Origin of the sequence: Bacillus sp. FSL K6-0268, assembly GCF_038005425.1 — a bacterium.
Classification (GTDB): Bacteria; Bacillota; Bacilli; order Bacillales; family Bacillaceae_G; genus Bacillus_A; species Bacillus_A thuringiensis_S.
This window is the reverse complement of sequence record NZ_JBBOTF010000001.1, coordinates 192,612-212,806: the sequence shown is the minus strand read 5'-3', so window position 1 is coordinate 212,806 and position 20,195 is coordinate 192,612. Positions and strand designations below refer to the sequence as shown.

Genomic DNA, 20,195 nt, shown 5'->3' with positions numbered 1-20,195 from the left:
ATAAAAATTATCAAAGAGATTAATAATCTATTTTACGATCCCCCCTAACTAATTAAAAATCTATCATTAACAAACTTCAATAAAAAATGCCCTCCCCCTCTTTTTTTATTGTTGGATTTTCCAAGGACTTAGAAGCACAGCACTAATTTACATGTAAATGACCCATGAGATTCTCTGTTTCAAAAGAAAAAAGCACCCCACTAGATGCTTTCTTTAATTGTTCTCACTCTCATTTATTTAGTTAATTCTCTTATTACTGTAAAATAAATTTATTCTATTTCCTAAATCTCACTTATTTCTTAATTCACTCATACCAATATAAAACCTAATAACCTATCCTCAAAAAATAAAGAAAACAGGTTATTTGGCTATTCATTCCGTAAGCTTACTGCTCAAGTTAGTCTTTTTTCACACGGTTAAACTTTATTAAGAAAACCTTAAGGAATTTCCCTCTATATTTATAAGAATTTTTTTCTATACTGAATCATGTAAATGAACAAGAGGAGAAACGATCATGAAGAAATTTGTAATTTGCATACTAGGAATAGGCCTCCCTATATACTTACTACCTTTCATATTACGCGGAGATTTAGACAGATTTAATCCGATTGCTGAAGAAAAGAATGTATATGCCGTTGCGAAAGGATATGGTGTTCCAGATTATCATCATAAAGGAAGAGCTATGTACTCACTAAAAGGTGTTGATGAATTAAGCAATGAAAAAGAATATAAAGTTGGAACGAACACGCCTAATGATTTTACAAGAAAAATTTACTTAAAAATTCATGTGAAAGGTAAGTATGTCTATTCCTACGATATTATTTCTGAAAAGGACATTCCAGAGAAAATAAGGGGACAATTGGAGATAGCAAAGAAATAAAAGAGCCAATTCGTACGAGTTGGCTCTTTATTATCGCTCCCATCTACCGTTTGGAGAATTTTTTCGATCGATTTATTAAGTTCGTTATCATTGTTTTAACAACCATTCTTCAATTACTTTAACTGTTTCATCCCGTTGTGCTTTTGACGTAATTAAGCTTGCATTATCACCTTTTTGCTCACCATACATGCCAAAATGAGCATGGTTTCCGCCTTTTATCATGTGCATAGTTGTATTCTTTGACATTAACTTTTTATTGTTCTCTATTTTTTCTACAGTTGCTAAAGCATCTACTTCTCCATAAATAGATAACATTGGAATCGATTTTGTAGAGAAATCATCTGCAGGATAAGAGCCTAAGAAAATGATCCCATCTACCTTGTCTTCATTCTGAAAGGCATACTTAGAAATCATAGCTCCGCCCATTGAATGTCCAGCAACGTACCATTTTTGAACTTCAGGGTACTGTTCAATTACACTATCTACCGCATTGATTCCAAGTATCGCTAAGTTTAATGGTAACTTAGGCATTACTACAAAATGCCCATCTTTTGCAAGAGCTTCTCCTAAGTAACTATAAGCTTCAGCTTCTACTTTAGCACCTTGATAAAAAACAACCCCTATTTTAGCATCTTTCTGTCCAAAAACTATATTATCTTCATCTTTTTTATCATTCACTAACGACAAAGCCTCTTTCGTTGGTTTGTAAGTAAACTGGGACCAAGTAAAAAAAGTAATACTCCCTATAAGTAAAATACCAAGTAAAGAGTACAGAACAATTTTCATCCATTTCTTCATATGTATGACCTCCCTAAGATGTATATATTCTATACTTTAGATTATCATTAATAAACATAAAAACTCGAGCATTTTTATTGTGCTCAAGTTTTCATTTACGTCTTTAATTTATACTATAAATTGTCCAAGATAAATATGTAGCAAATGCAGACCATAAAAAATATGGAATTAGCAACCATGTCGATACTTTAGATAAATTGGAAGAAAACATAATGAGAAGTAACGTAGTAATAGCGACTAGTAAACAGTCTACTGTTGCTAAAAACAAATTTTTTTGACTGAATTGAAAGTAGCTGAACGCTTGATTGCACATATAATTTAAAAGGAATACAAACCAAAATGTTTTTGGCTTGAATCCATAGTTGTTGTAAATAATTGCAACTGATAATGCAATAAGTCCAAATAATACAGCCCATATCATTCCGATTGTCATACCAGGAGGTGTCCAAGACGGCTTTTCTAACGCATCATACCAAGTACGATCAATAGGGAATAAAACACTAGAAACATAAAACAAACCATATGTTAGTAAAAATACTATAATACTAGATTTTTTCATAAACATTCTCCTTTTTACTAGAAGATTATAGAAACTTTATATGATTAGTATGCCCTTGTAATGGATAAATTTCTAATATTTAAATTTCAAATACATATCGTTTAATCTATTTTATACGAACTCTTTCATACTTTTATATGCACACAGTGCTCTCTCTCTTGCTGCCTTATGATCAACGACTGGCAAAGGATATGTATTACCAAGCTTTATATTGGCCTTTTGTAAAATATGCTCAGGTGCTTCCCAAGGTTTATGTATATACTTATTCGGTATATCTCTTAATTCTGGTACCCATTTTCTTATATACTCTCCATTTTTATCAAACTTTTCTCCTTGTGTGATAGGATTAAAAATACGAAAGTACGGTGATGCATCTGCTCCACTTCCAGCAACCCATTGCCATCCCATTGTATTATTTGCAATATCAGCATCTAGTAGTGTATCCATAAACCATTTTGCTCCTTCTTGCCACGGAATTAACAAATGCTTTACAAGAAAAGAGGCTACAGCCATTCTTGTCCGATTATGCATAAAACCTGTTTTCCAAAGCTCCCGCATTCCCGCGTCAATAAACGGATAACCAGTTTCACCTTTTTGCCATACTCTTAATAACTCCTCTTCCTTATTCCACGGAAAATGTTCAAAGTTTTTATTAAGAGGTTTATATACTGTAAACGGATAGTGATATAGCAAATAATAAGAAAACTCTCGCCAAATTAATTGGCGTATAAAACTATTCACTTGTTTTTCAAAAAGACTACATTGTCTTTCGGTACTTTTATTTATTAAGTAATGATACATTAACTTCACTGATATTTGGCCAAATGAAAGATATGGCGCCAACATCGAATGAGCATTTTGATTTGGAAAATCTCTTCCTTCACTATAAGAGGCTAATTTGCTAGAGAAAAATTTCTTGAATGTTTTGTATGCCCCTTCCTCTGTAGGCTCCCATATTGATTCAATATGAGATGTCCACGGTATAGTTGGCAGCAAGTGTAATTCTGAAACAGATAAGCTTGCTGGTAAAGAGCTTCCCCATTTTATACTCTGCACTTTGCTAATAGGTTTAGGTATTACCTGCTTTTGAAATGCATTGTAAAAAGGCGTAAACACCTTATATTCAGTGTTGTCCTTCTTTTTTATAATCCACGGTTCTAATAATAAATGCGAATTAAATTCCTTACAAATAATACCTTTATCTTCTAACATCATTTTCATTTTTTGATTAGATTGTAATCTGTCCGGATCATAGCAAATATTCCAATATACAGCCGTTATATCTAATTGTTCTATGAGAGAAAGTATTTCTTCCTCCGTACGTCCTTTACGAATTATTAAAGTAGAGCCCAATGCCTCAAGTTGCTTCTTTACATCTATTACAGCATGGTGTAACCACCACTTTGCCGCACTTCCTATTGAAAAAGTTTCATCTTGTACATATACCGGAAGAACCTCCCCGGACTGAACAGCCTCAAATAGAGCTGGGTTATCATATAAACGAAAATCTTTTTGAAACATAACGATAATTTTGTTTTGCATGGCTACCTCTTCTGATTCTTAAAACATAATAAAATTTATTATACAACAGCAATTTATACATAAGAATTTATTTGTCTTTAATAAATTAGTTAACTTTTTCAACTATTTTATTAGTAGGAATTTTAACAACCGTTTCTTTTTCCCCTATTCTATCAATCTTGAAACCATGAACTTTAACATCAGACGGTACTAGTGGATGATGACAAATCATATCTATACTCTTCTCAATATTTTCACTAACATTTTCTTTTCCACTTAGCCATTCATCGAGGCTACCACTTGAAAATTCAGGCATGCAATTTTTAAAGAGATAGTCTAATTCTATATTATCTTTTATGAAATCACGTTGAGTTTGTAGATTAACTGAAGACGTTTCTTTATCCTCTATTCCGACAACAAAAATTTCTTTAACATTTTCTTGATAAATAGCAATAATAATAGATCTCATTATATCTCCATAAGGATGTACAATTACAGAATCATAGCTGTGTATAGTCAACATGTTTTCTTGGTGAATGTTAGTTACTTGTTGGATACTAGGCTCTATTCCGTGTTCAATGTCTGTTAATAATAAAACTTTTTTATTCTTTGAATTCATATGGAGCACTCCTTCTTCATTATTGTATTTATGAAACTTTTAAGCTAGTAACAATAATAATTGTTACCAGTTTTTCCAGCGTCCCTCTGGGTCAACACTTGCAAGTCTAACCCATCCATTTTGAACTTTTTCTCGAAATGTGAAATCATTATTTAACAAACGTTCTATATATTCAATAGGTGCTTGAATGACAATTAGTAAACGAAGTGGTGAATGATACGTCTCACTATCTGACTGCATAACCGATTGCCAAGGTAAGCCTGGCAACAGGTCACTTGCATTCCCTTGCATAACACCGAGACCTGCCGTTACAGTTTGGGTTGTTTTGTTTCCACTACCATAATAATGAGGTGCTACAGTTGAAGCGTAATATTGTAAATTTATCCACTGAGCTACTGTTCCTGGTCCTGCAATAATGTTAGCTAATATATCGCCACTTTCATCCTGTTTCCAATCATAATTATGGAGGAACGCCCTACCTTCTAAGTCACAATCTTGAGTTAATTCTCGTTGCCCGATAATAAAAGATGCATTACGAGCTAATCCCCATTCTGGACGTATTTCACTCCAATCTTCTGCAAATCGATGTGCCTCTTTACTCGCATTTTTTATTTTCGTTTTAAAATTTGGTAATTGCGTTAAACGCTCTCTATTTGCATGTTGGCTCACATTTGGCATAATCGACTCGATACAATCAAATGCTTCTTGCGCAGCTTCCGAAAGTTCCGGGACGTAAATCCATTCCAATTCGTCCACTGTTGTTTTATGTTCAGCTGCTGCAAAAATGGTGTCCTCAGGAATTTTAATACCTTCAGCAGCCAATGCCTCTCTTACTTCTGGAAGATTACATAAAGTAGCAAAAACTCTTGCATTGAATCCCCCTGCTGCTCCGCCACAAGCACCACACTCAAGTGCTGCAGCATAAGGATTGTTCGTACTTTGACTACTATGTCCGCACATTACAACTAAAGGAGCAAATTTTTCTGTCAGTCCCACCATTTTTAAAGCTTGACGCACATAGTTCACTTTTTCTTCTTTCGTAAAACCGATAGGTATCTCGCCCTTTGTGTCATGAACATGATTAAGTGAGAATGTTGTATCAGGTTTTTGTAACATAGTTTTACGAAGGTTACGAATGAAAGCACCAACTCCTCTTGGGACAAAGCTTCTTGTCACCATTTGTAGACCAAATAAAGGACCACTTAACTCAGGTAGCGCCATACTCGTCAGTACGTTCTGTTTCATCGTTTTAAATGTATAACGTACCGAACTGCCTACCCTCTTACGTTGCTCATAAGATTTAAGTTCATTTTCATTTGTGAGCTCTTTTATTTGATGTTTCGGTTTGAGTATAACTGGCAAAGAAGGATGGTTGTTATTACTACCTAGTTCACTAGTTGCAATTGGTAATCCAAAGAAACCAGCTATTCCAAATGTTTCAAACGGACCTAATTTTTCAAGGTGGCGACGAAACGGTTCTGAACGTACATCAATACAGAATGCTAATTGAGCTAATACACGCTTTTTATCATTAGTTGCACGTTGTTTAGAAGCAATCTTCTTCCTTAATTGCTCTGCATGCGTCTGTTCCCAAGCTTCCAGCCAAAGTTTCCTACGAATATTTTCATCAAAACGATAAGCGAATACTAATAATTCACTTTGTTCAGCAGCAGGCATTTGTAACCATTCCCGTGTTGAAATATTCCCCCAATAGATCCAAGAAGCTATAAGCGGGACGATTGCAACTTTTTTCTCAACCTTTTGATTTTTTAAAGGTAAATAAAGCTTTGTAATAGCCAGCTCCATAGAAATTCGAACTGCTAAATATTCTATTAGGAGTTCCTGTTCCTGAATTGATTGTTGTGAGCGCCATCGTATCATTCCTGCCCACCCAGGCAAAGAAAGTAAGTGCCCTTCAAGGTAAGCTTGTATGTTAGATTCAGAAATTCCTAGTTCAGATAATGCTCTCGCTAAAGCTACTTGGGCATCTTGTGGCCAATCTTTTAAAACTTTACGCTCATTTTTACTGAGCGCTGGATCAAATGTAATAAGGTGTTGCCATGCACGATAAAAACCTTTCTCTCGATTTGGCATCGTCCAACTTGATCCGGAGTCATCAAGATATAATTTACACCATTTAATGATATGATAATTAAGAATATCAGATAGGTTTTCACCCTTTTGGTTCTCTATAAGTGAACTTACAGGTTGCAAAGAAGAGTCTTTCATACTCTCTGTATTTATATAACTCATTTCTTCTGCCAGTTTATTTACTTCTGGCAATGATAATAGACTAGAAGGTAATTCCTCTAATTTTAAAGCTACTTGGCAAAACTGCTCCACTTTCTTTCGCGGGATATGAAAAGATTGTGAATCAAGCCAACGAGACAAGCCACTTTGTAAAAATGATTCCTCAATCTCCCCTTTTGCCTTTGCCGAATGAATCATAGCAGCACTCGGATATATATCCACATTACGAATTTCTTTTAACCAATCTGCAACTTGTTCAAATGATTGCTTTTCAAGTCCCATCCAAGGGTGATGAGCTGCAAATGTAGCAATCGGCCAAAGTGGTGCAATCACTCGGCTAGCAGATTCAACTAAATCATTCATATTCTTTTCTTGTATTTCAATGTTTGTATCTTTCTTTTTTAAAGTTTCTTTCGTTACGATTGACGGTATACTCATCACCGATTACCTCCCTTTGATACATAATGTTTAAGATAGCTTGGATGACTTTCTACTGACTTTTGTCTCGCCTCACCTACTCGAACGAACCAAAGATACATTACAGCAAATATTGTAGAGGATTGATTACGAGTAACGAGAGTACTAATAGCACTACCAAACAATAAGAGACATATAACAAAAATAACAGCTGAAGCTGAAGGTTGAACACTTTGATACATGTCAGTATGCAACCATTTGTAAAGAGAATTATGAACGGTAAAGTAAATGAGAGAAAATCCAATCAAAACAATTACGCCAGCAATTCGTCCCATTCTTCCCTCTCCAAAAACAACAAGCTGTTTCCATGAAAAGTATAGTGACCAGCCTAAGATTAACGCACTAACTAGTTGATACCCCTCTCCAGAAGTCATAAACCAGAAAGTAATTGCTATAAATAATCCTAAAACACGTCCGACCATAATCCATAAATTGGACATCTTTTCATTAGACTGCTTCACTACCCCAAAACGTTCTACTGAAGAACCAGCTTGTAAAAACAGCGTAGCTTTAAACAAACCATGTAAAATTAAATGTATAACAGCCGCTAAATAGGCTCCTAATGCACATTGAATAAGCATAAATCCCATTTGTGCAATAGTTGATCCCACTAACTGACGTTTATAATCAACTTGAACTAGGCTAATTCCTGTTCCGATTAAGACAGAAATACTTGAGAAAATTAGTAAAATGATTTGTGCAATATCATCATGAAAAAGAGGTGAAAATCTAGTTAACATGATACCGCCAGCATTTACTAAACCAGCATGCATAATAGCAGAAACAGGAGTTGGAGCAACAGCAGACTCAATTAACCATCTTTGAAAAGGCCATTGTGCTGCTGGAATCATCACCGCTACTATAACCAATAAGTTAATTCCTGTTCTCTCCAATGTTCCATGTAGCGCTACATTTTCATTCGTTAAAACTGACGTTAACTGCCACTGTCCAGTGCCTTGAAACAACCAAATGATAGCTGATAGCAACGCAATCCAACTTATTGTAAATAAATAGCCAGAGATTTTAGTTGCTTCACTAACTACTTTCCAACCTTTATTTAGCCCTATGAGTAGAACCAATCCTATAAGCGTTGCTCCCCAACAAATGATCATTAAACGAAGATCATCACTTAACCATGCAACCGAAGATACACCTGTAGTAAATGTAAAAAGTAAAAAGTATTTTCGATATGAGCGGTCTCCCATTAAGTAACGTACAGAAAAACGCTGAATGATTAAACCAATTGTAAGAACAAAGAAAGCCATTAACCAAGCTAAAGTATCTAGATGCCAAGGCCCCACAACTCTATCTCCATTGTTATTAACAAGTGCGAGTAAAGAAATCAATGAAGGCAAAGCAGCGATACCAATATGGATATGAACAAAACGTAAAGGTATCCTTGCATGTAAAAACAATAATCCACTTAGCCAAGAAGCACTAAGCGCCATAAAAAATAATGTTAACAGTGTTGATGAACTCAGCGAAATTAACATGTTAAATACTCCCTTCTAAGCGAAAATAACCTATAAAAATTCCTTTTAAGTAAGATAGTTCTTTAATTTCAATTTTCATTCACTCTTTTTAGTACATCGTTTTTTCCCATAAAAAAAACCGACAACTTCCATAATTCAATGATTTTATATCATCATTGAATTATGGAGATTGTCGGTTTCCCTTCAACTAACTTCAATAAAGTTTTTTGAAGAGCTCCCATTTTATAGAGGATAATAATGTATGTATTACTCCTGTTAAAAAGAAATGTATATTTCTGATCTCCTAGACTATGCAATCAATATATCAATTTATGTTATAAGCTATCTTTTAATTAAGAAACTTTTTCATTTAGTCAATATTACATATTAAAAAAATGCTAAAGCCTTAATTATAGCAAACTGTTAAAATGAGCATCTATCAATTTTTTAAAACAATTATAAGATAAACCATATTAAGCAGTTTGTCAATTTATTTATCCGTTTTTTGAACGTTATTTCAATCAGAATTTATTATACCTTAATAACTTCAAATTTTTAATTATTAGCATGTTAATAAAGTTAAACAAATTGCAAAACTTGTAGGTTTCTTAATCCTTCCACTAACCTTAAGGTATTTTTAAAATTTCTCCTCAAGATTATGAAGCAATTTAAAAATCATTACTCGTTCACCTGTACGGGAGCTTATATCCGTATGAAAGCTTTTCACTTTCTCTCCAGTTAATTCTAGTATAATCTCTTTTAGATCTTCAATTCCAGATTCAACTAACTCCGAACGATTTTTCTTTATCGTTAACATACCGTCTTTTGTTTCGCAAACCGTATATTCAGCCGGCGTTAAAATCCCTTGTAAATTTACGATAATCATATCCCGTAATATATCTGTCTTAACGGATATAGACCCGCGTCCTAGGTAGTCCTTTTCCCAGTGAGTAATTGCTTTGCTTATCTCTGATTCAATAGAGCCTTTTGAGTTTTTCATCTTTGTATCCTCCTTCAATAAAATGTAATTATATTTATAATTACATTAACAATATAATAATCTGGATTGATTTTATTTTCAATTATTGAGAAGAATTTATAGGAATCGTTGTCATGTATCCTTTAGTATTAAAGTGAATTTTTATATTGCAATATATGTTTTTTGATTATCCCCAACAAAATACTCTTACTATAAAGGCTCTGTTGCATACATTTCTAAAAAGGACATTCCGGAGAAAATAAGGAAACTCTTGTAACGTAATATACAAACGAAAAATCCTACACTTATAAGTAGGATTTTTCTCTTTTTATATTAGTCAAAAAACTAAAAGTATACCTGCCCTCCAAATATATTACCGATTGGGCTTATGCATATTTCCTTCGAATTTTGCCAACCACCAATAACAGTAAAGGAATCCCTAGCTCATAAACGGGAAATGCAATTGGAATTACGAAAAATATGTAGTAATAATGGGTAAATGTTTGGATATTTTTAACTGACACAGCTATGATGAACGAAATAGGAGCAAGAACTAACGCTACTTTTCGCCAATCCTTCAAATGAAATATTTGTGCTGTTCCATAACAAGCGATAAACATGTATAACGCCAATTTCACAAAAATACTAAAAAACCAAATAATAACTATCAAAATATCCACATTTTGAATGAACTCCATGACAGATATGTATCGGCTCAAATCGTAAACCGGATACAAAAAACTTGAAGATAAATTCGGACCGAATGTTAAAATGACCGCTAATGTTCCGATTGTTACCATGAAAACGGCTAATCCTACCCCCAACATCGCCCTTGATGACGCTTGCTCTGGTTTATCCATAAAGAAAACGAACATCATCATCATAACAGCCTCTCCAAAAAATGCGGCTACAGGGGTATAGGAACCTTTAAGGATGGGAAGCCAGCCAGAATCGTGATAAATAGGCCGCATATAATCCCAATTCATATTGCCAACATTCAAAATGATTATAAACGTTATCATTAAAAGTACAATTGGCCCTATGATTTCACTTAAACGTCCAATACCTTCCACCCCTCCTTGGTAAATGATAAAAATGAGCAATAACATCGCAGTAAAGACAATGACCCACAAAGGTGTATTATGAAACAAAGCGATAATAATGAATTCACCAAATTCACGGACGGTTATCCAAATTATCATGTACCACCCAAAGAAGTAAGGAATCATCAGTAGCTTTCCTAGCCATTTACCAAGAATAGTTTGACTAAATTCAATGAGAGTTTGTTTCGGATAAAGCGAACCAAGTGTAGTTGCCAAAAAAGTAAGAGCAACCCCTATCACTCCTGCAATCAAAATCGAGATCCACGCATCTTGTTTGACAGTACGAATCGTCGCTGGAATAACTAGAAGGAGTGATTGTCCCACTTCAAATGTGAACATCATCCAAAAGATTTGCCTGCCAGAGATTTTCATCGAATTTCTCACACTCTATATTCCTCCTTATTTTTTCATTTCATTTTTCTTCAACTGCAACGGTGGTCCAGTCAGTCCTATTCGCCGAATAGTAAGCTTTGTATGAACAGAAACCTCCACTTTTCGAAATTGTTTACTCCAATTCTTTTTTAACCCTTTCCATTCGGATGGATATTTTTGATGAATGGCTTCTCCAAATCCAAAGATATCGGTTCCGTATTGTTTTTGAACCTTTTTAATAGTTTGGAGAGCTTCCTTTTCGGACTGTTTTTCCAATACATGTTCTAAAAGAGTAAGATTTTTTGGCTGCGAAAGATCTAAATTCGTATTGTTCTCCTGAATTGTTCCTTCACCAGAAAAAACAATGTCACACTTAATTGTGTCCCCTTGTATAGTAGGTATGATTTTTCTATTGATCTTTGTCATATATAAACTTGCACTACCATTTCCTTTAGAGGCCGTTGCTGTAACTGTCTGTTTACTTAAACGATTCACTATCCAAAGAGTAGTTAACCATTCCTGCATGTTCAAGTATCCTACCAATTTGAAATCGTTGTTAAATATAGCACCGCCTACAATTTGAAATCCTTTGACCACGGTTTTACCTTTTTCATGAGACACATTTAGTTTAATAACGGGCAAAATCGGGGTGATTCCATCACTCGTACCAGCAATAAGAAAATTTAATAAAGACATATCTCCCGCTGCCTCTATTTGCATATGCTCTTTAAGTGCCCCAAGTGCCGGGATAGACTCTAAAGGGATGGACGCTTTCAGAAAATCTTTTGCAGTATTCCCTTTTATGACGAACACACCTACTCGTAATCGAATATCAGGATCGCGGCTATATGCATCTAAAACTGGAGCAAGACCACTTTTAGCCATTTTTTCTCCAATCAATATTACACGCTGGTGCCCTCGAAAAATTTCTCTCGACATTTTTGTTTGCATCATTTGTATAGCTTCATGTGTATCCCTTCCCGTTCCCGATTCTGTAAAAAACGCTTTTCCTGCATTACTTCTTCCGCTCTGTCCCATTCCCATTTTTGATGGAATAATAAACTGAGCACTAATTTCAATCTTATTATTCTTCGCTTGATCAAGTCCCCATCCTAATTCTATTGCCAAATCATTTAATTCTGTCCGATCCCAACATCCCGTCAAGAAGCATAAAGAAATGACCAGTATCATACAGAGTGCCTTGTGCAGGCTCATTCTGTTTCCCCTCCCCGTTTCTCATCTGGCTTTTGTCCACCTGGAAAACGGACTTTCTCTTCACCAGATACCATTATTGGGCGGTGGGTCATATTCCAACGAGGTGTTCGGAGAAAAACATCCTTTAAATCACGAGGAGTCTGAGGTGCAACTGGACTTAAATACGGAATGCCAAAAGAACGAATGTTAGTTAAATGAATCAAAATCGCAAGGGTACTTATTGCAACACCGTATAGCCCGAGCATTCCTGCCAATAACAGCATAGGAAAGCGTAACATCCGGTAAGCTGTTCCTAAGTTGTAGCGCGGGAACGCAAATGACGCAATACCGGTCGTCGCCACAACAATGACCAAAGGTGCCGAAATAATACCTGCTTGCACAGCAGCTTGCCCGATAACAAGTGCTCCGACAATACTAACTGCGGATCCAACAGGTTTTGGTAACCGAACCCCCGCTTCCCTCAAACCTTCAAATAAAAACTCCATCATTAGCGCTTCTATGACAGCCGGGAAAGGAATGCCTTCTCGCGCAGCTGCAATACTAATAAGCAAATTTGTCGGAATTAATTTAGGATGAAAGGTTGTAATAGCAACATAGAGAGAAGGAAGAAATAATGAAATATTAATTAATATTAAACGAATCCATCGAACAAAAGTTGTGTAGATGGAGCGTTCATAATAATCCTCCGCTGCTTGCAGACCTGTCCAAAATGTCATAGGAACGATCAAAACGAAAGGTGTGTTATCTACTAAAATGGCGACTTTCCCCTCTAATAAACTTGCACAAACCGCATCTGGCCGCTCAGTATTTTGAATTTGTGGAAAGGGAGAAAAGGGTTGGTCCTCAATAAACTCTTCAATGAAAGCTGACTCCAACACTCCATCAATTTGAATTCGCTTTACCCTTTGGCGAACTTCATCCAAAACCGAATCAGGTGCAATTCCCTCAATATAGGCAATTACCACATCTGTCTGTGACAATTCCCCAATCGAATAAGGTTCCATTTTTAGTTTTTGGCTTCGAATTCTTCGGCGAATCAGGCTCGTATTGACCCTTATTGTTTCCGTAAATCCGTCCCGAGGGCCACGAACAGAAATCTCGGCAGCCGGCTCTTCAATACCTCGTTTTTCAAAACCTTTTAAATCAGCGACTAGAGCTTGACTCTCTCCTTCTGTTAAAATGACGATATTCGCTTTCAATACTGCTTCTATAACCTCACGAACTTTAGAGATTGTCTTTACTTGAGAAACCGCAATTAGCTGATTTTGTATAATTTCTCCTACCGAATCCACACTCTTTACTCCACTAGGCAGACCTTCGAACATCATTGGTTTCAAAACAACTTGTTCCACAGCTTTAGTGTCGACTAATCCATCTATATAAATAAAAAGAATTTTATTTTGACTATCTATGATTATTGGACGAAAAACAATATCGGAACAATTTTCAAAAACTTGTCTCAAAACTTCTTCATTCGCAGATACATTCTGCTTGAGTTCACACTCTTGATTATTATGGAGCAGCATACTTGCACTCTCAAGTTCCTGAATATCTTTTCTCAAACGCTTTCTACTAAGTTTTTTCATCATACTACCCCATTTATCGAGTGGTTTATGTTTTTATACTTGAACTTTAGTGTTAGGATTTCTTGACAGACAAGCTTTAGAAACCGTTCCACTATAATGTTTTGGGTAAGTAATCATTTATCTAGAAAACAAAAGGAAAATATCCCCTCTATATCCTTCTTAAAATCTCCTTACACATGAAAATTATTCAATTTTTTCTATAAGTTAGTTATTCTAAAATGAGGTATCCATAAAGTAACTTGTAACTGATGCTTTGTTAAATTGGTACTAATGAGCTTATAGAAACAAGCAAAAAAAGCATGTCCTGAAGAAAGATGAATCAGAACATGCTCTTAATTTATTTATTTGATACTATAGACGTTGATCTTTCTGGAAGTTTAGTTGAAAATGATCCGCTTCATTGTATACCCCGAATTCATATCCTTTTTCCTTATAAAATTTAATAATTTCAGGAAGCGCTTGTAATGTTTGTGGTTTTTCATGCATTAGAACTACTTCCACATCTTCTGTTGTTGTACGCTTTACATTCTCTATAATTTGCTGTGGATTACCTTTTAATTTCCAATCATTTGAATCTATCGTCCAATCCCAAACTTTTATTCCCGCTTCTACAATTTGGTTACGAATTTCCTCGCCCTTTAATCCTGGTGCAGATCCATATGGCGGACGAACTAGTTTAGGCGTTGTACCCGTAATATTATGGATAAGAGCTAACGTTTCTTTCATCTCCGGTACAAATTGTCCTTTTTTGTATAACTTATCACTATTATGTGTCATACTATGAGCACCAATATAATGTCCTTCTTTTACTGCTCGCTTTACGTTTTCCTGAAAAGCGGTATTCTGTAAATTGCTACCTTGCATAAAAAATGTCGAAGCAACATGTTGCTCTTTTAGTACATCTAAAAATTTCCCAGTTAATTCGCTAGGACCGTCATCGAATGTTAAATAAACAACCTTTCCTACCGGTTTTCCATCAGGTCTTTTCTGTTTTGCTGGTGGTGTTTCCTTTTTCTTTTCTTGTTGTTGCGTATTAACTTGATTACTACTTTCATTAGCTACTCCCTTCGCTGGGATAGAGTTCCATTTCCCAATTAAAAAGAATGTGAAAAAGGTCGTTGCTAAAACAACTCCTAGAGATAGTATTGCCTTAGTTCCTACATTTGTTTTTTTCTTATTTTGTGATTCTTTCATTATGTTTCGATCCTTTCCCTACTAATTTTCATATTCATTATTTATACAGCTAAGCATTAACTCCAGTTGATATTTACAATAAATAGATTAATAGAGGAAGGTGAAGATAAAATGCAGATAATGTCGAAATTAGTTAAAGAATAGCGTACTGCATCCACTCTTTAGAAAAATATTGTTTTCTCTAATACAGTTAAATTTGAAAACTGGATATACATCCAAAATAAAAAATACTACTCTTTCTAAACAAAATTTTTATATCAAGATAATAGTATGCTGTTATAAAGATAAAATACTGAGTTAGCCATACTATTGAAATTCTATTATAATTTTGTAATTGGAATTCATTTGAATCAAATAAAGAACTAGAAGAAATATTATTATGTGGAGGTGCTCCGATGAATCTTTTAATTAGAGAGTTAGAAAAAAATGATTTAGACAATTTCCCGAAGATCGATGACAGTTTTATAGTGAATGCTCGGTTAATTCTTTCTCTTTCCAAAGTAAATAGACGCATAGAATATACAGTAGAAGACGTTCCAAGTTATGAAAAAAGTTATTTACAAAATCAAGATGATAATGAAGAACTGGCTTACAATGAATATATAAATAAACCTAATCAAGTCATTTACATAGCACTGTTACATAACCAAATCATTGGATTAATGGTATTGAAAAAGAATTGGAATCACTATGCTTACATAGAAGATATAACGGTGGATAAAAAATATCGTACACTCGGAGTTGGTAAAAGATTGGTTGATCAGGCAAAGCGATGGGCAAAAGAAGGCAACATGCCCGGGATCATGCTTGAAACGCAAAATAATAATGTCGCAGCATGTAAATTTTATGAAAAATGTGGATTTGTAATTGGTGGGTTTGATTTTCTTGTTTATAAAGGTTTAGATATTGAAAATGATGAAGTTGCAATTTATTGGTATTTATATTTCAAATGAAACTGTTTTTAGCATTAAACAAAGTCAAAATAAAAACCCCAATTTCTCCATATTAAAATTGAGAAATTGGGGTTAAGTTATTTAACAAGATTTTTTATCTAAAACAGATAACTAATTAATAATCCTGCCGATAATAAGAAGCCAAAAATCGTATTTGTCATTGCTGTTGATTTCATTGCGATGCGCATATACCCAGGGTCCTTTGCTCCTTTTTGGAAACTTTGAATAGCAGAGATTGGCTTTCTCAAACCTAGGAACATAACTAATGCCCAAGGGCTTATATAACCCATTAATACAATTACGGCAATCCATAAATACGCAATGAAAAAGGCTACCGCTAGTGTTACTATGGCTTTTTCTCTCCCAAGGAGGATTACTAATGTCTTTCTTCCACCTTTAATATCTTCTTCTATATCTCGGATGTTATTTGACATATTGATTGCACCGACTAAAATCCCAATTGGAATGGAAATCAATACACTTTCAATCGTTATCGTATTTGTTTGAATAAAGAAAGCAATAAGTACAAAACATGTCCCCATTAACAATCCAGAAACTAATTCTCCAAACGGAGTGTACGCAATTGGTAATGGACCACCTGTATATAAATAGCCAACCGCCATTCCAATTAAACCAATAACCACTAACCACCAACTACTATTCATACAAATATAAATGCCAATAAAAGCTGCTACGACATATAATAAAAGTGCAACTGTTAACACATTTTTTGGCTTCAATCCATGACGGACAATTCCGCCACCGATGCCAACGGATTCAGCGGTATCTAATCCACGTTTAAAATCATAGTACTCATTAAATAAGTTAGTTGCTATTTGCAATGCTAAACATGCAACCATCATCGCAATAAATAACAGCCAATCAATTTTGGCAACATAAAGTGATGCCACTGTCCCTAAAATTACAGGAGAAAACGTCGCCGTTAATGTATGTGGGCGCGTCATCTTCCATATTAATTTAGCGGAACTAATTTCTTTTTCTGTCCCCATAACTCTGTTCAATCTCCCTACATTTTAAGTATAAATTACTAGCAGTATCTTTCTATCTATTTCCTGCTTCGCATCCATTCATTATATCAATAAATGATTATCCTTTCTAACAAATCTACTTTTAATAAAGTAAAAATTATAAAATGAAACTTTAATTAGTAGAAGTTTTGTCACCCCCACTGATTATTAGTACATATTCAGTGGGATTTTACGGGCAGCCCTCCCATTCGCTGAATTTTTAAGGAGGAAATCTTATCCGCCCGCAAATATTGGGATAAATAAAAGAGCCAACTCATATGAGCTAGCTCTTTCATCTCTTATTTTATAAAAATTCAATAGTTACGCTACATTGAAAAACAGATAAATCCTACTTTTGTAGCCCATTAATAATGGTATCTATATTCCATTTCATCATTTTTAAGTAAGTATCTCCATCCTCACCTGATTTACCTAGTGAGTCTGTAAAAATTGTCCCTGCAATTGGCACGTTTGTTTCTTTTGAAACAGTTTCCATACTACGTCGATCTACACTTGTTTCAACAAATAAAGCTGGCACTTTGTTTGTTTGAATTAAACTTACAACATCTCTAATTTGATCTGGCGTACCTTGATTCTCTGAGTTAATTTCCCAAATGTATCCCGTCTTAATGTCATATGCTTTTCCAAAGTATTTAAAAGCACCTTCGCTAGAGATTAAGAAACGTTTTTCTTCAGGAATTTGATGAATTCTGTTTACTGTCTCATCGTGTAACTTTTGAAGTTCTGCTACATACTCATCAGCATTTTTAGTATAGAACTCTTTATTTTTAGGATCTTCTTTAATTAATGCCTGCTTCACATTTTCAGCGTATAAAATACCATTTTTAATATTCATCCAAGCATGTGGGTCTGGTTCTTTTTCTAATCCTTTTGTTTCTAAGTAAATAGCTTCTACACCTTCACTTACTTTATAAACCGGTGCATCTTTCGCTGATTTATTTGCCGTTTTTAATAGCTTTTTAAACCACGCTCCACCTTCTTCTAGGTTTAGCCCATTGTAAAATACCATATCTGCATCTGTCATTTTCATAACATCTTTTGGTAGTGGATCATATTCATGCGGGTTAGCTCCGATTGGAACAAGACTATGAATCTCAACTTTATCTCCACCAATTTGCTTCACCATATCATATATAATGGAGTATGTAGTTACAACTTTTAATTTTCCATTACCCTCTTCTTTTCCATTTGTGTTACTCGAACACGCTGTTAATGCAAATACAAAAATACAAATTACCGATAATACAACATTTTTAAATTTCATCATTATCCTCCAATCAATTATGACAACTCTGCTCTATTTTTTCTAATTTTGATAGCTCTCCAAAACAAACCTTGTGACGGTGAGAAAAAGAATGCCAATCCGAACAAGAATGTTGCGACAAGAACAATTGTTGCACCTGAAGCAAGATTATAAGAGAAACTAAAATATAACCCTACTACAGATGAAAGCGCACCAATGCCTGCTGCTAAATAAATCATGACCCATAAACGGTTTGTTAATAAATACGCTGTAGCCGCTGGTGTAATAAGCATCGCAACGACTAGAATAATTCCAACAGTTTGAAGTGAAGCTACTGTAACCATTGTAAGGAGAATCATTAAGCCATAATGAATCCATTTATTCGGTAATCCATAGCTTTGCGCCATCGTTGGATCAAACGTGGATACGAGTAATTCTTTGTAAAACAACATTACAAGACCAATAATGACCACTCCAATAATCAGTGTCATCCACATATCAGAAGAACGAACCGATAAGACATTCCCGAATAAAATATGATACAAATCAGAACTACTCTTCATAAAGGTAATTAAAATAATCCCTACAGCGAAAACAGATGTAAACATAATTCCTATCGCCATATCATGTTTAATACGACTATTTTGACTTACAAATCCGATTCCTACTGCAGTAATAACACCTGTTAAAACCGCTCCTATAAAATAGTTCATTCCAATCATATAAGAAAGCGCTACTCCTGGAAGAACAGCATGTGAAATGGCATCACCCATTAATGCCATACCTCGTAAAATAATAAAACATCCAATGACACCACAGATAATTCCTACCATAACGGAAGTTAATAACGCCTTCTGCAGAAAACTATACTGCGTTAATGCATCTATAAATTCTACAATCTTCATGATGAATGTACCTCCGCTGCATTATTAAACAATATTCCTTGATTCACATACGCTTTTGACATAACAGTTGGTTCTAATACTTGGCGTACTTCTCCGTAATGAATTAAGCTTTTATTCATTAATAGTAATTTATCAAAATACGATTCTGCTTTACTTAAATCATGATGGACAACGACAATCGTTTTTCCTTCTTTACGTAGTTCCCTAAGAATTTTAATGATTGTCTCTTCACTTGTTACATCAATTCCGACAAACGGCTCATCTAAGAAGAATATTTCCGCCTTTTGCGCTAAAGCTCTCGCCAAAAAGACACGTTGTTGTTGTCCACCTGACAACTCACCGATTTGGCGATTTTTAAACTCTTCCATTCCGACTTTTTTTAAGCAATCAAACGCCCAATCCCGATGCTCTTTCTTCGGTCTTTTCATCATACCTAAAGATGGATACGTTCCAATTAGCACGACATCTAAAACTGTAATCGGAAAGTCCCAATCTATATCACTTCTTTGCGGTACATATGCAACACTCTTTCTAACGCTTCGAATATCCTCTCCAAGAATTTGGACATATCCCTTATCATTTGGGATTAAATCTAATACAGCTTTCATTAAAGTAGATTTCCCCGCTCCATTTGGACCAATAATTCCAACGAGCTTCCCTTTTTCAATATCGAAGGAGACATTTTGAACTACTTGATTCCCTTGATACGATACAAACAAATCTTTAACAATTATAGCCTCACCCATTTTTTATGCATTCCCCTTTCTTTTTTTCGTGTATATAATTATTTTGCGCAAAGGCAACTTTTAAGCAAAAAAATATAAAGCGAATGTAAACCCGCGCTTAAGTTTCCTTAAGGAAACTTTTTTATATGAGTCAAATTATATAAGCTATATAAAAATTTGTAAACTAAATTTTACTAATTTATAAATATATAATGAAAATAATTATCAATGTGGAACAAAATATATTATCTATTTTATGATTTTTTGAAAAAGATATTACTGTGAAAAAATAAGC

At 34.6% G+C, this 20,195-nt stretch carries 17 protein-coding genes; 2 read left to right on the top strand and 15 right to left on the bottom strand.

The annotated features are described in order from the left end of the window. Nucleotides 1–514 precede the first annotated feature (514 nt). On the top strand, nt 515–880 hold the full coding sequence (locus MHI28_RS01060) for a YxeA family protein (RefSeq protein WP_000714889.1): 366 nt from the start codon (nt 515–517) through the stop codon (nt 878–880). A gap of 87 nt (nt 881–967) precedes the next feature. On the opposite strand, the gene MHI28_RS01055 is transcribed toward MHI28_RS01060, so the two are convergent. The 11 genes from MHI28_RS01055 to MHI28_RS01005 all read right to left on the bottom strand — a co-directional run bounded on the left by MHI28_RS01055 (nt 968) and on the right by MHI28_RS01005 (nt 15,025). Further along, on the bottom strand, nt 968–1,678 hold the full coding sequence (locus MHI28_RS01055; protein WP_000759149.1) for an alpha/beta hydrolase: 711 nt from the start codon (nt 1,676–1,678) through the stop codon (nt 968–970). Nucleotides 1,679–1,781: 103 nt separating this feature from the next. After that, complete coding sequence (locus tag MHI28_RS01050) at nt 1,782–2,237, bottom strand: TspO/MBR family protein (RefSeq protein WP_000749748.1); 456 nt, start codon at nt 2,235–2,237, stop codon at nt 1,782–1,784. A gap of 111 nt (nt 2,238–2,348) precedes the next feature. Further along, a complete protein-coding gene (locus MHI28_RS01045) occupies nt 2,349–3,779 on the bottom strand; it encodes a cryptochrome/photolyase family protein (protein WP_001179983.1) in 1,431 nt (476 codons plus the stop codon). Between the two features lie 85 nt (nt 3,780–3,864). Further along, nucleotides 3,865–4,377 carry a carbonic anhydrase gene (locus MHI28_RS01040; RefSeq protein ID WP_086390639.1) on the bottom strand — a complete coding sequence of 171 codons (513 nt, stop codon included), beginning with the start codon at nt 4,375–4,377 and terminating at the stop codon, nt 3,865–3,867. 63 nt (nt 4,378–4,440) lie between these two features. Further along, entirely contained in the window at nt 4,441–7,065 is a 2,625-nt protein-coding gene (locus MHI28_RS01035; protein WP_000026992.1) for a DUF2309 domain-containing protein, read from the bottom strand. After that, nucleotides 7,065–8,597, bottom strand: a complete 1,533-nt coding sequence (locus MHI28_RS01030; protein WP_000908915.1) for an NADH dehydrogenase subunit 5 — start codon at nt 8,595–8,597, stop codon at nt 7,065–7,067. The genes MHI28_RS01035 and MHI28_RS01030 overlap by 1 nt, the downstream gene beginning before the upstream one ends. 616 nt (nt 8,598–9,213) lie before the next feature. Then, complete coding sequence (locus MHI28_RS01025) at nt 9,214–9,576, bottom strand: DUF2294 domain-containing protein (RefSeq protein ID WP_000798165.1); 363 nt, start codon at nt 9,574–9,576, stop codon at nt 9,214–9,216. 365 nt (nt 9,577–9,941) lie between these two features. After that, nucleotides 9,942–11,030 (bottom strand): GerAB/ArcD/ProY family transporter, encoded by a 1,089-nt coding sequence (locus MHI28_RS01020; RefSeq protein WP_033668948.1) that lies wholly within the window; start codon nt 11,028–11,030, stop codon nt 9,942–9,944. A 27-nt stretch (nt 11,031–11,057) separates the two neighbouring features. Continuing rightward, nucleotides 11,058–12,245 carry a Ger(x)C family spore germination protein gene (locus MHI28_RS01015; RefSeq protein WP_340827559.1) on the bottom strand — a complete coding sequence of 396 codons (1,188 nt, stop codon included), beginning with the start codon at nt 12,243–12,245 and terminating at the stop codon, nt 11,058–11,060. Further along, the gene (locus MHI28_RS01010; protein WP_081144014.1) at nt 12,242–13,834 is read right to left on the bottom strand and encodes a spore germination protein; all 1,593 of its coding nucleotides are present in this window, start codon (nt 13,832–13,834) and stop codon (nt 12,242–12,244) included. Before MHI28_RS01010 ends, MHI28_RS01015 begins: the two co-directional genes overlap by 4 nt. A 348-nt stretch (nt 13,835–14,182) precedes the next feature. After that, nucleotides 14,183–15,025, bottom strand: a complete 843-nt coding sequence (locus tag MHI28_RS01005) for a polysaccharide deacetylase family protein (RefSeq protein ID WP_000665156.1) — start codon at nt 15,023–15,025, stop codon at nt 14,183–14,185. Between the two features lie 395 nt (nt 15,026–15,420). Here MHI28_RS01005 and satA point away from each other — a divergent pair, with 395 nt between their 5' ends. After that, nucleotides 15,421–15,978, top strand: coding sequence for a streptothricin N-acetyltransferase SatA (gene satA / locus MHI28_RS01000; RefSeq protein WP_001050464.1), 558 nt, complete (start codon nt 15,421–15,423; stop codon nt 15,976–15,978). Between the two features lie 98 nt (nt 15,979–16,076). Here satA and menA read toward each other — a convergent pair whose 3' ends face one another. The 4 genes from menA to MHI28_RS00980 form a co-directional block, all read right to left on the bottom strand. Then, nucleotides 16,077–16,988 (bottom strand): 1,4-dihydroxy-2-naphthoate polyprenyltransferase, encoded by a 912-nt coding sequence (gene menA, locus MHI28_RS00995; RefSeq protein ID WP_000536383.1) that lies wholly within the window; start codon nt 16,986–16,988, stop codon nt 16,077–16,079. Nucleotides 16,989–17,355: 367 nt separating this feature from the next. Then, nucleotides 17,356–18,291 (bottom strand): manganese ABC transporter substrate-binding protein/adhesin MntA, encoded by a 936-nt coding sequence (gene mntA / locus MHI28_RS00990; protein WP_000669597.1) that lies wholly within the window; start codon nt 18,289–18,291, stop codon nt 17,356–17,358. Between the two features lie 17 nt (nt 18,292–18,308). Continuing rightward, nucleotides 18,309–19,175, bottom strand: a complete 867-nt coding sequence (locus MHI28_RS00985) for a metal ABC transporter permease (RefSeq protein ID WP_000706183.1) — start codon at nt 19,173–19,175, stop codon at nt 18,309–18,311. Then, the gene (locus tag MHI28_RS00980) at nt 19,172–19,921 is read right to left on the bottom strand and encodes a metal ABC transporter ATP-binding protein (protein WP_000503231.1); all 750 of its coding nucleotides are present in this window, start codon (nt 19,919–19,921) and stop codon (nt 19,172–19,174) included. The genes MHI28_RS00985 and MHI28_RS00980 overlap by 4 nt, the downstream gene beginning before the upstream one ends. Nucleotides 19,922–20,195 lie beyond the last annotated feature (274 nt).

What these genes read in the sequence shown, in the direction of transcription:
- MHI28_RS00985 (WP_000706183.1), bottom strand. Translation starts at nt 19,175, where the DNA reads ATGAAGATTGTAGAATTTATAGATGCATTAACGCAGTATAGTTTTCTG.
- MHI28_RS01010 (WP_081144014.1), bottom strand. Translation starts at nt 13,834, where the DNA reads ATGATGAAAAAACTTAGTAGAAAGCGTTTGAGAAAAGATATTCAGGAA.
- MHI28_RS01005 (WP_000665156.1), bottom strand. Translation starts at nt 15,025, where the DNA reads ATGAAAGAATCACAAAATAAGAAAAAAACAAATGTAGGAACTAAGGCA.
- MHI28_RS01020 (WP_033668948.1), bottom strand. Translation starts at nt 11,030, where the DNA reads ATGAAAATCTCTGGCAGGCAAATCTTTTGGATGATGTTCACATTTGAA.
- menA (WP_000536383.1), bottom strand. Translation starts at nt 16,988, where the DNA reads ATGGGGACAGAAAAAGAAATTAGTTCCGCTAAATTAATATGGAAGATG.
- MHI28_RS00980 (WP_000503231.1), bottom strand. Translation starts at nt 19,921, where the DNA reads ATGGGTGAGGCTATAATTGTTAAAGATTTGTTTGTATCGTATCAAGGG.
- MHI28_RS01015 (WP_340827559.1), bottom strand. Translation starts at nt 12,245, where the DNA reads ATGAGCCTGCACAAGGCACTCTGTATGATACTGGTCATTTCTTTATGC.
- MHI28_RS01035 (WP_000026992.1), bottom strand. Translation starts at nt 7,065, where the DNA reads ATGAGTATACCGTCAATCGTAACGAAAGAAACTTTAAAAAAGAAAGAT.
- mntA (WP_000669597.1), bottom strand. Translation starts at nt 18,291, where the DNA reads ATGAAATTTAAAAATGTTGTATTATCGGTAATTTGTATTTTTGTATTT.
- satA (WP_001050464.1), top strand. Translation starts at nt 15,421, where the DNA reads ATGAATCTTTTAATTAGAGAGTTAGAAAAAAATGATTTAGACAATTTC.
- MHI28_RS01060 (WP_000714889.1), top strand. Translation starts at nt 515, where the DNA reads ATGAAGAAATTTGTAATTTGCATACTAGGAATAGGCCTCCCTATATAC.
- MHI28_RS01025 (WP_000798165.1), bottom strand. Translation starts at nt 9,576, where the DNA reads ATGAAAAACTCAAAAGGCTCTATTGAATCAGAGATAAGCAAAGCAATT.
- MHI28_RS01040 (WP_086390639.1), bottom strand. Translation starts at nt 4,377, where the DNA reads ATGAATTCAAAGAATAAAAAAGTTTTATTATTAACAGACATTGAACAC.
- MHI28_RS01030 (WP_000908915.1), bottom strand. Translation starts at nt 8,597, where the DNA reads ATGTTAATTTCGCTGAGTTCATCAACACTGTTAACATTATTTTTTATG.
- MHI28_RS01050 (WP_000749748.1), bottom strand. Translation starts at nt 2,237, where the DNA reads ATGAAAAAATCTAGTATTATAGTATTTTTACTAACATATGGTTTGTTT.
- MHI28_RS01055 (WP_000759149.1), bottom strand. Translation starts at nt 1,678, where the DNA reads ATGAAGAAATGGATGAAAATTGTTCTGTACTCTTTACTTGGTATTTTA.
- MHI28_RS01045 (WP_001179983.1), bottom strand. Translation starts at nt 3,779, where the DNA reads ATGCAAAACAAAATTATCGTTATGTTTCAAAAAGATTTTCGTTTATAT.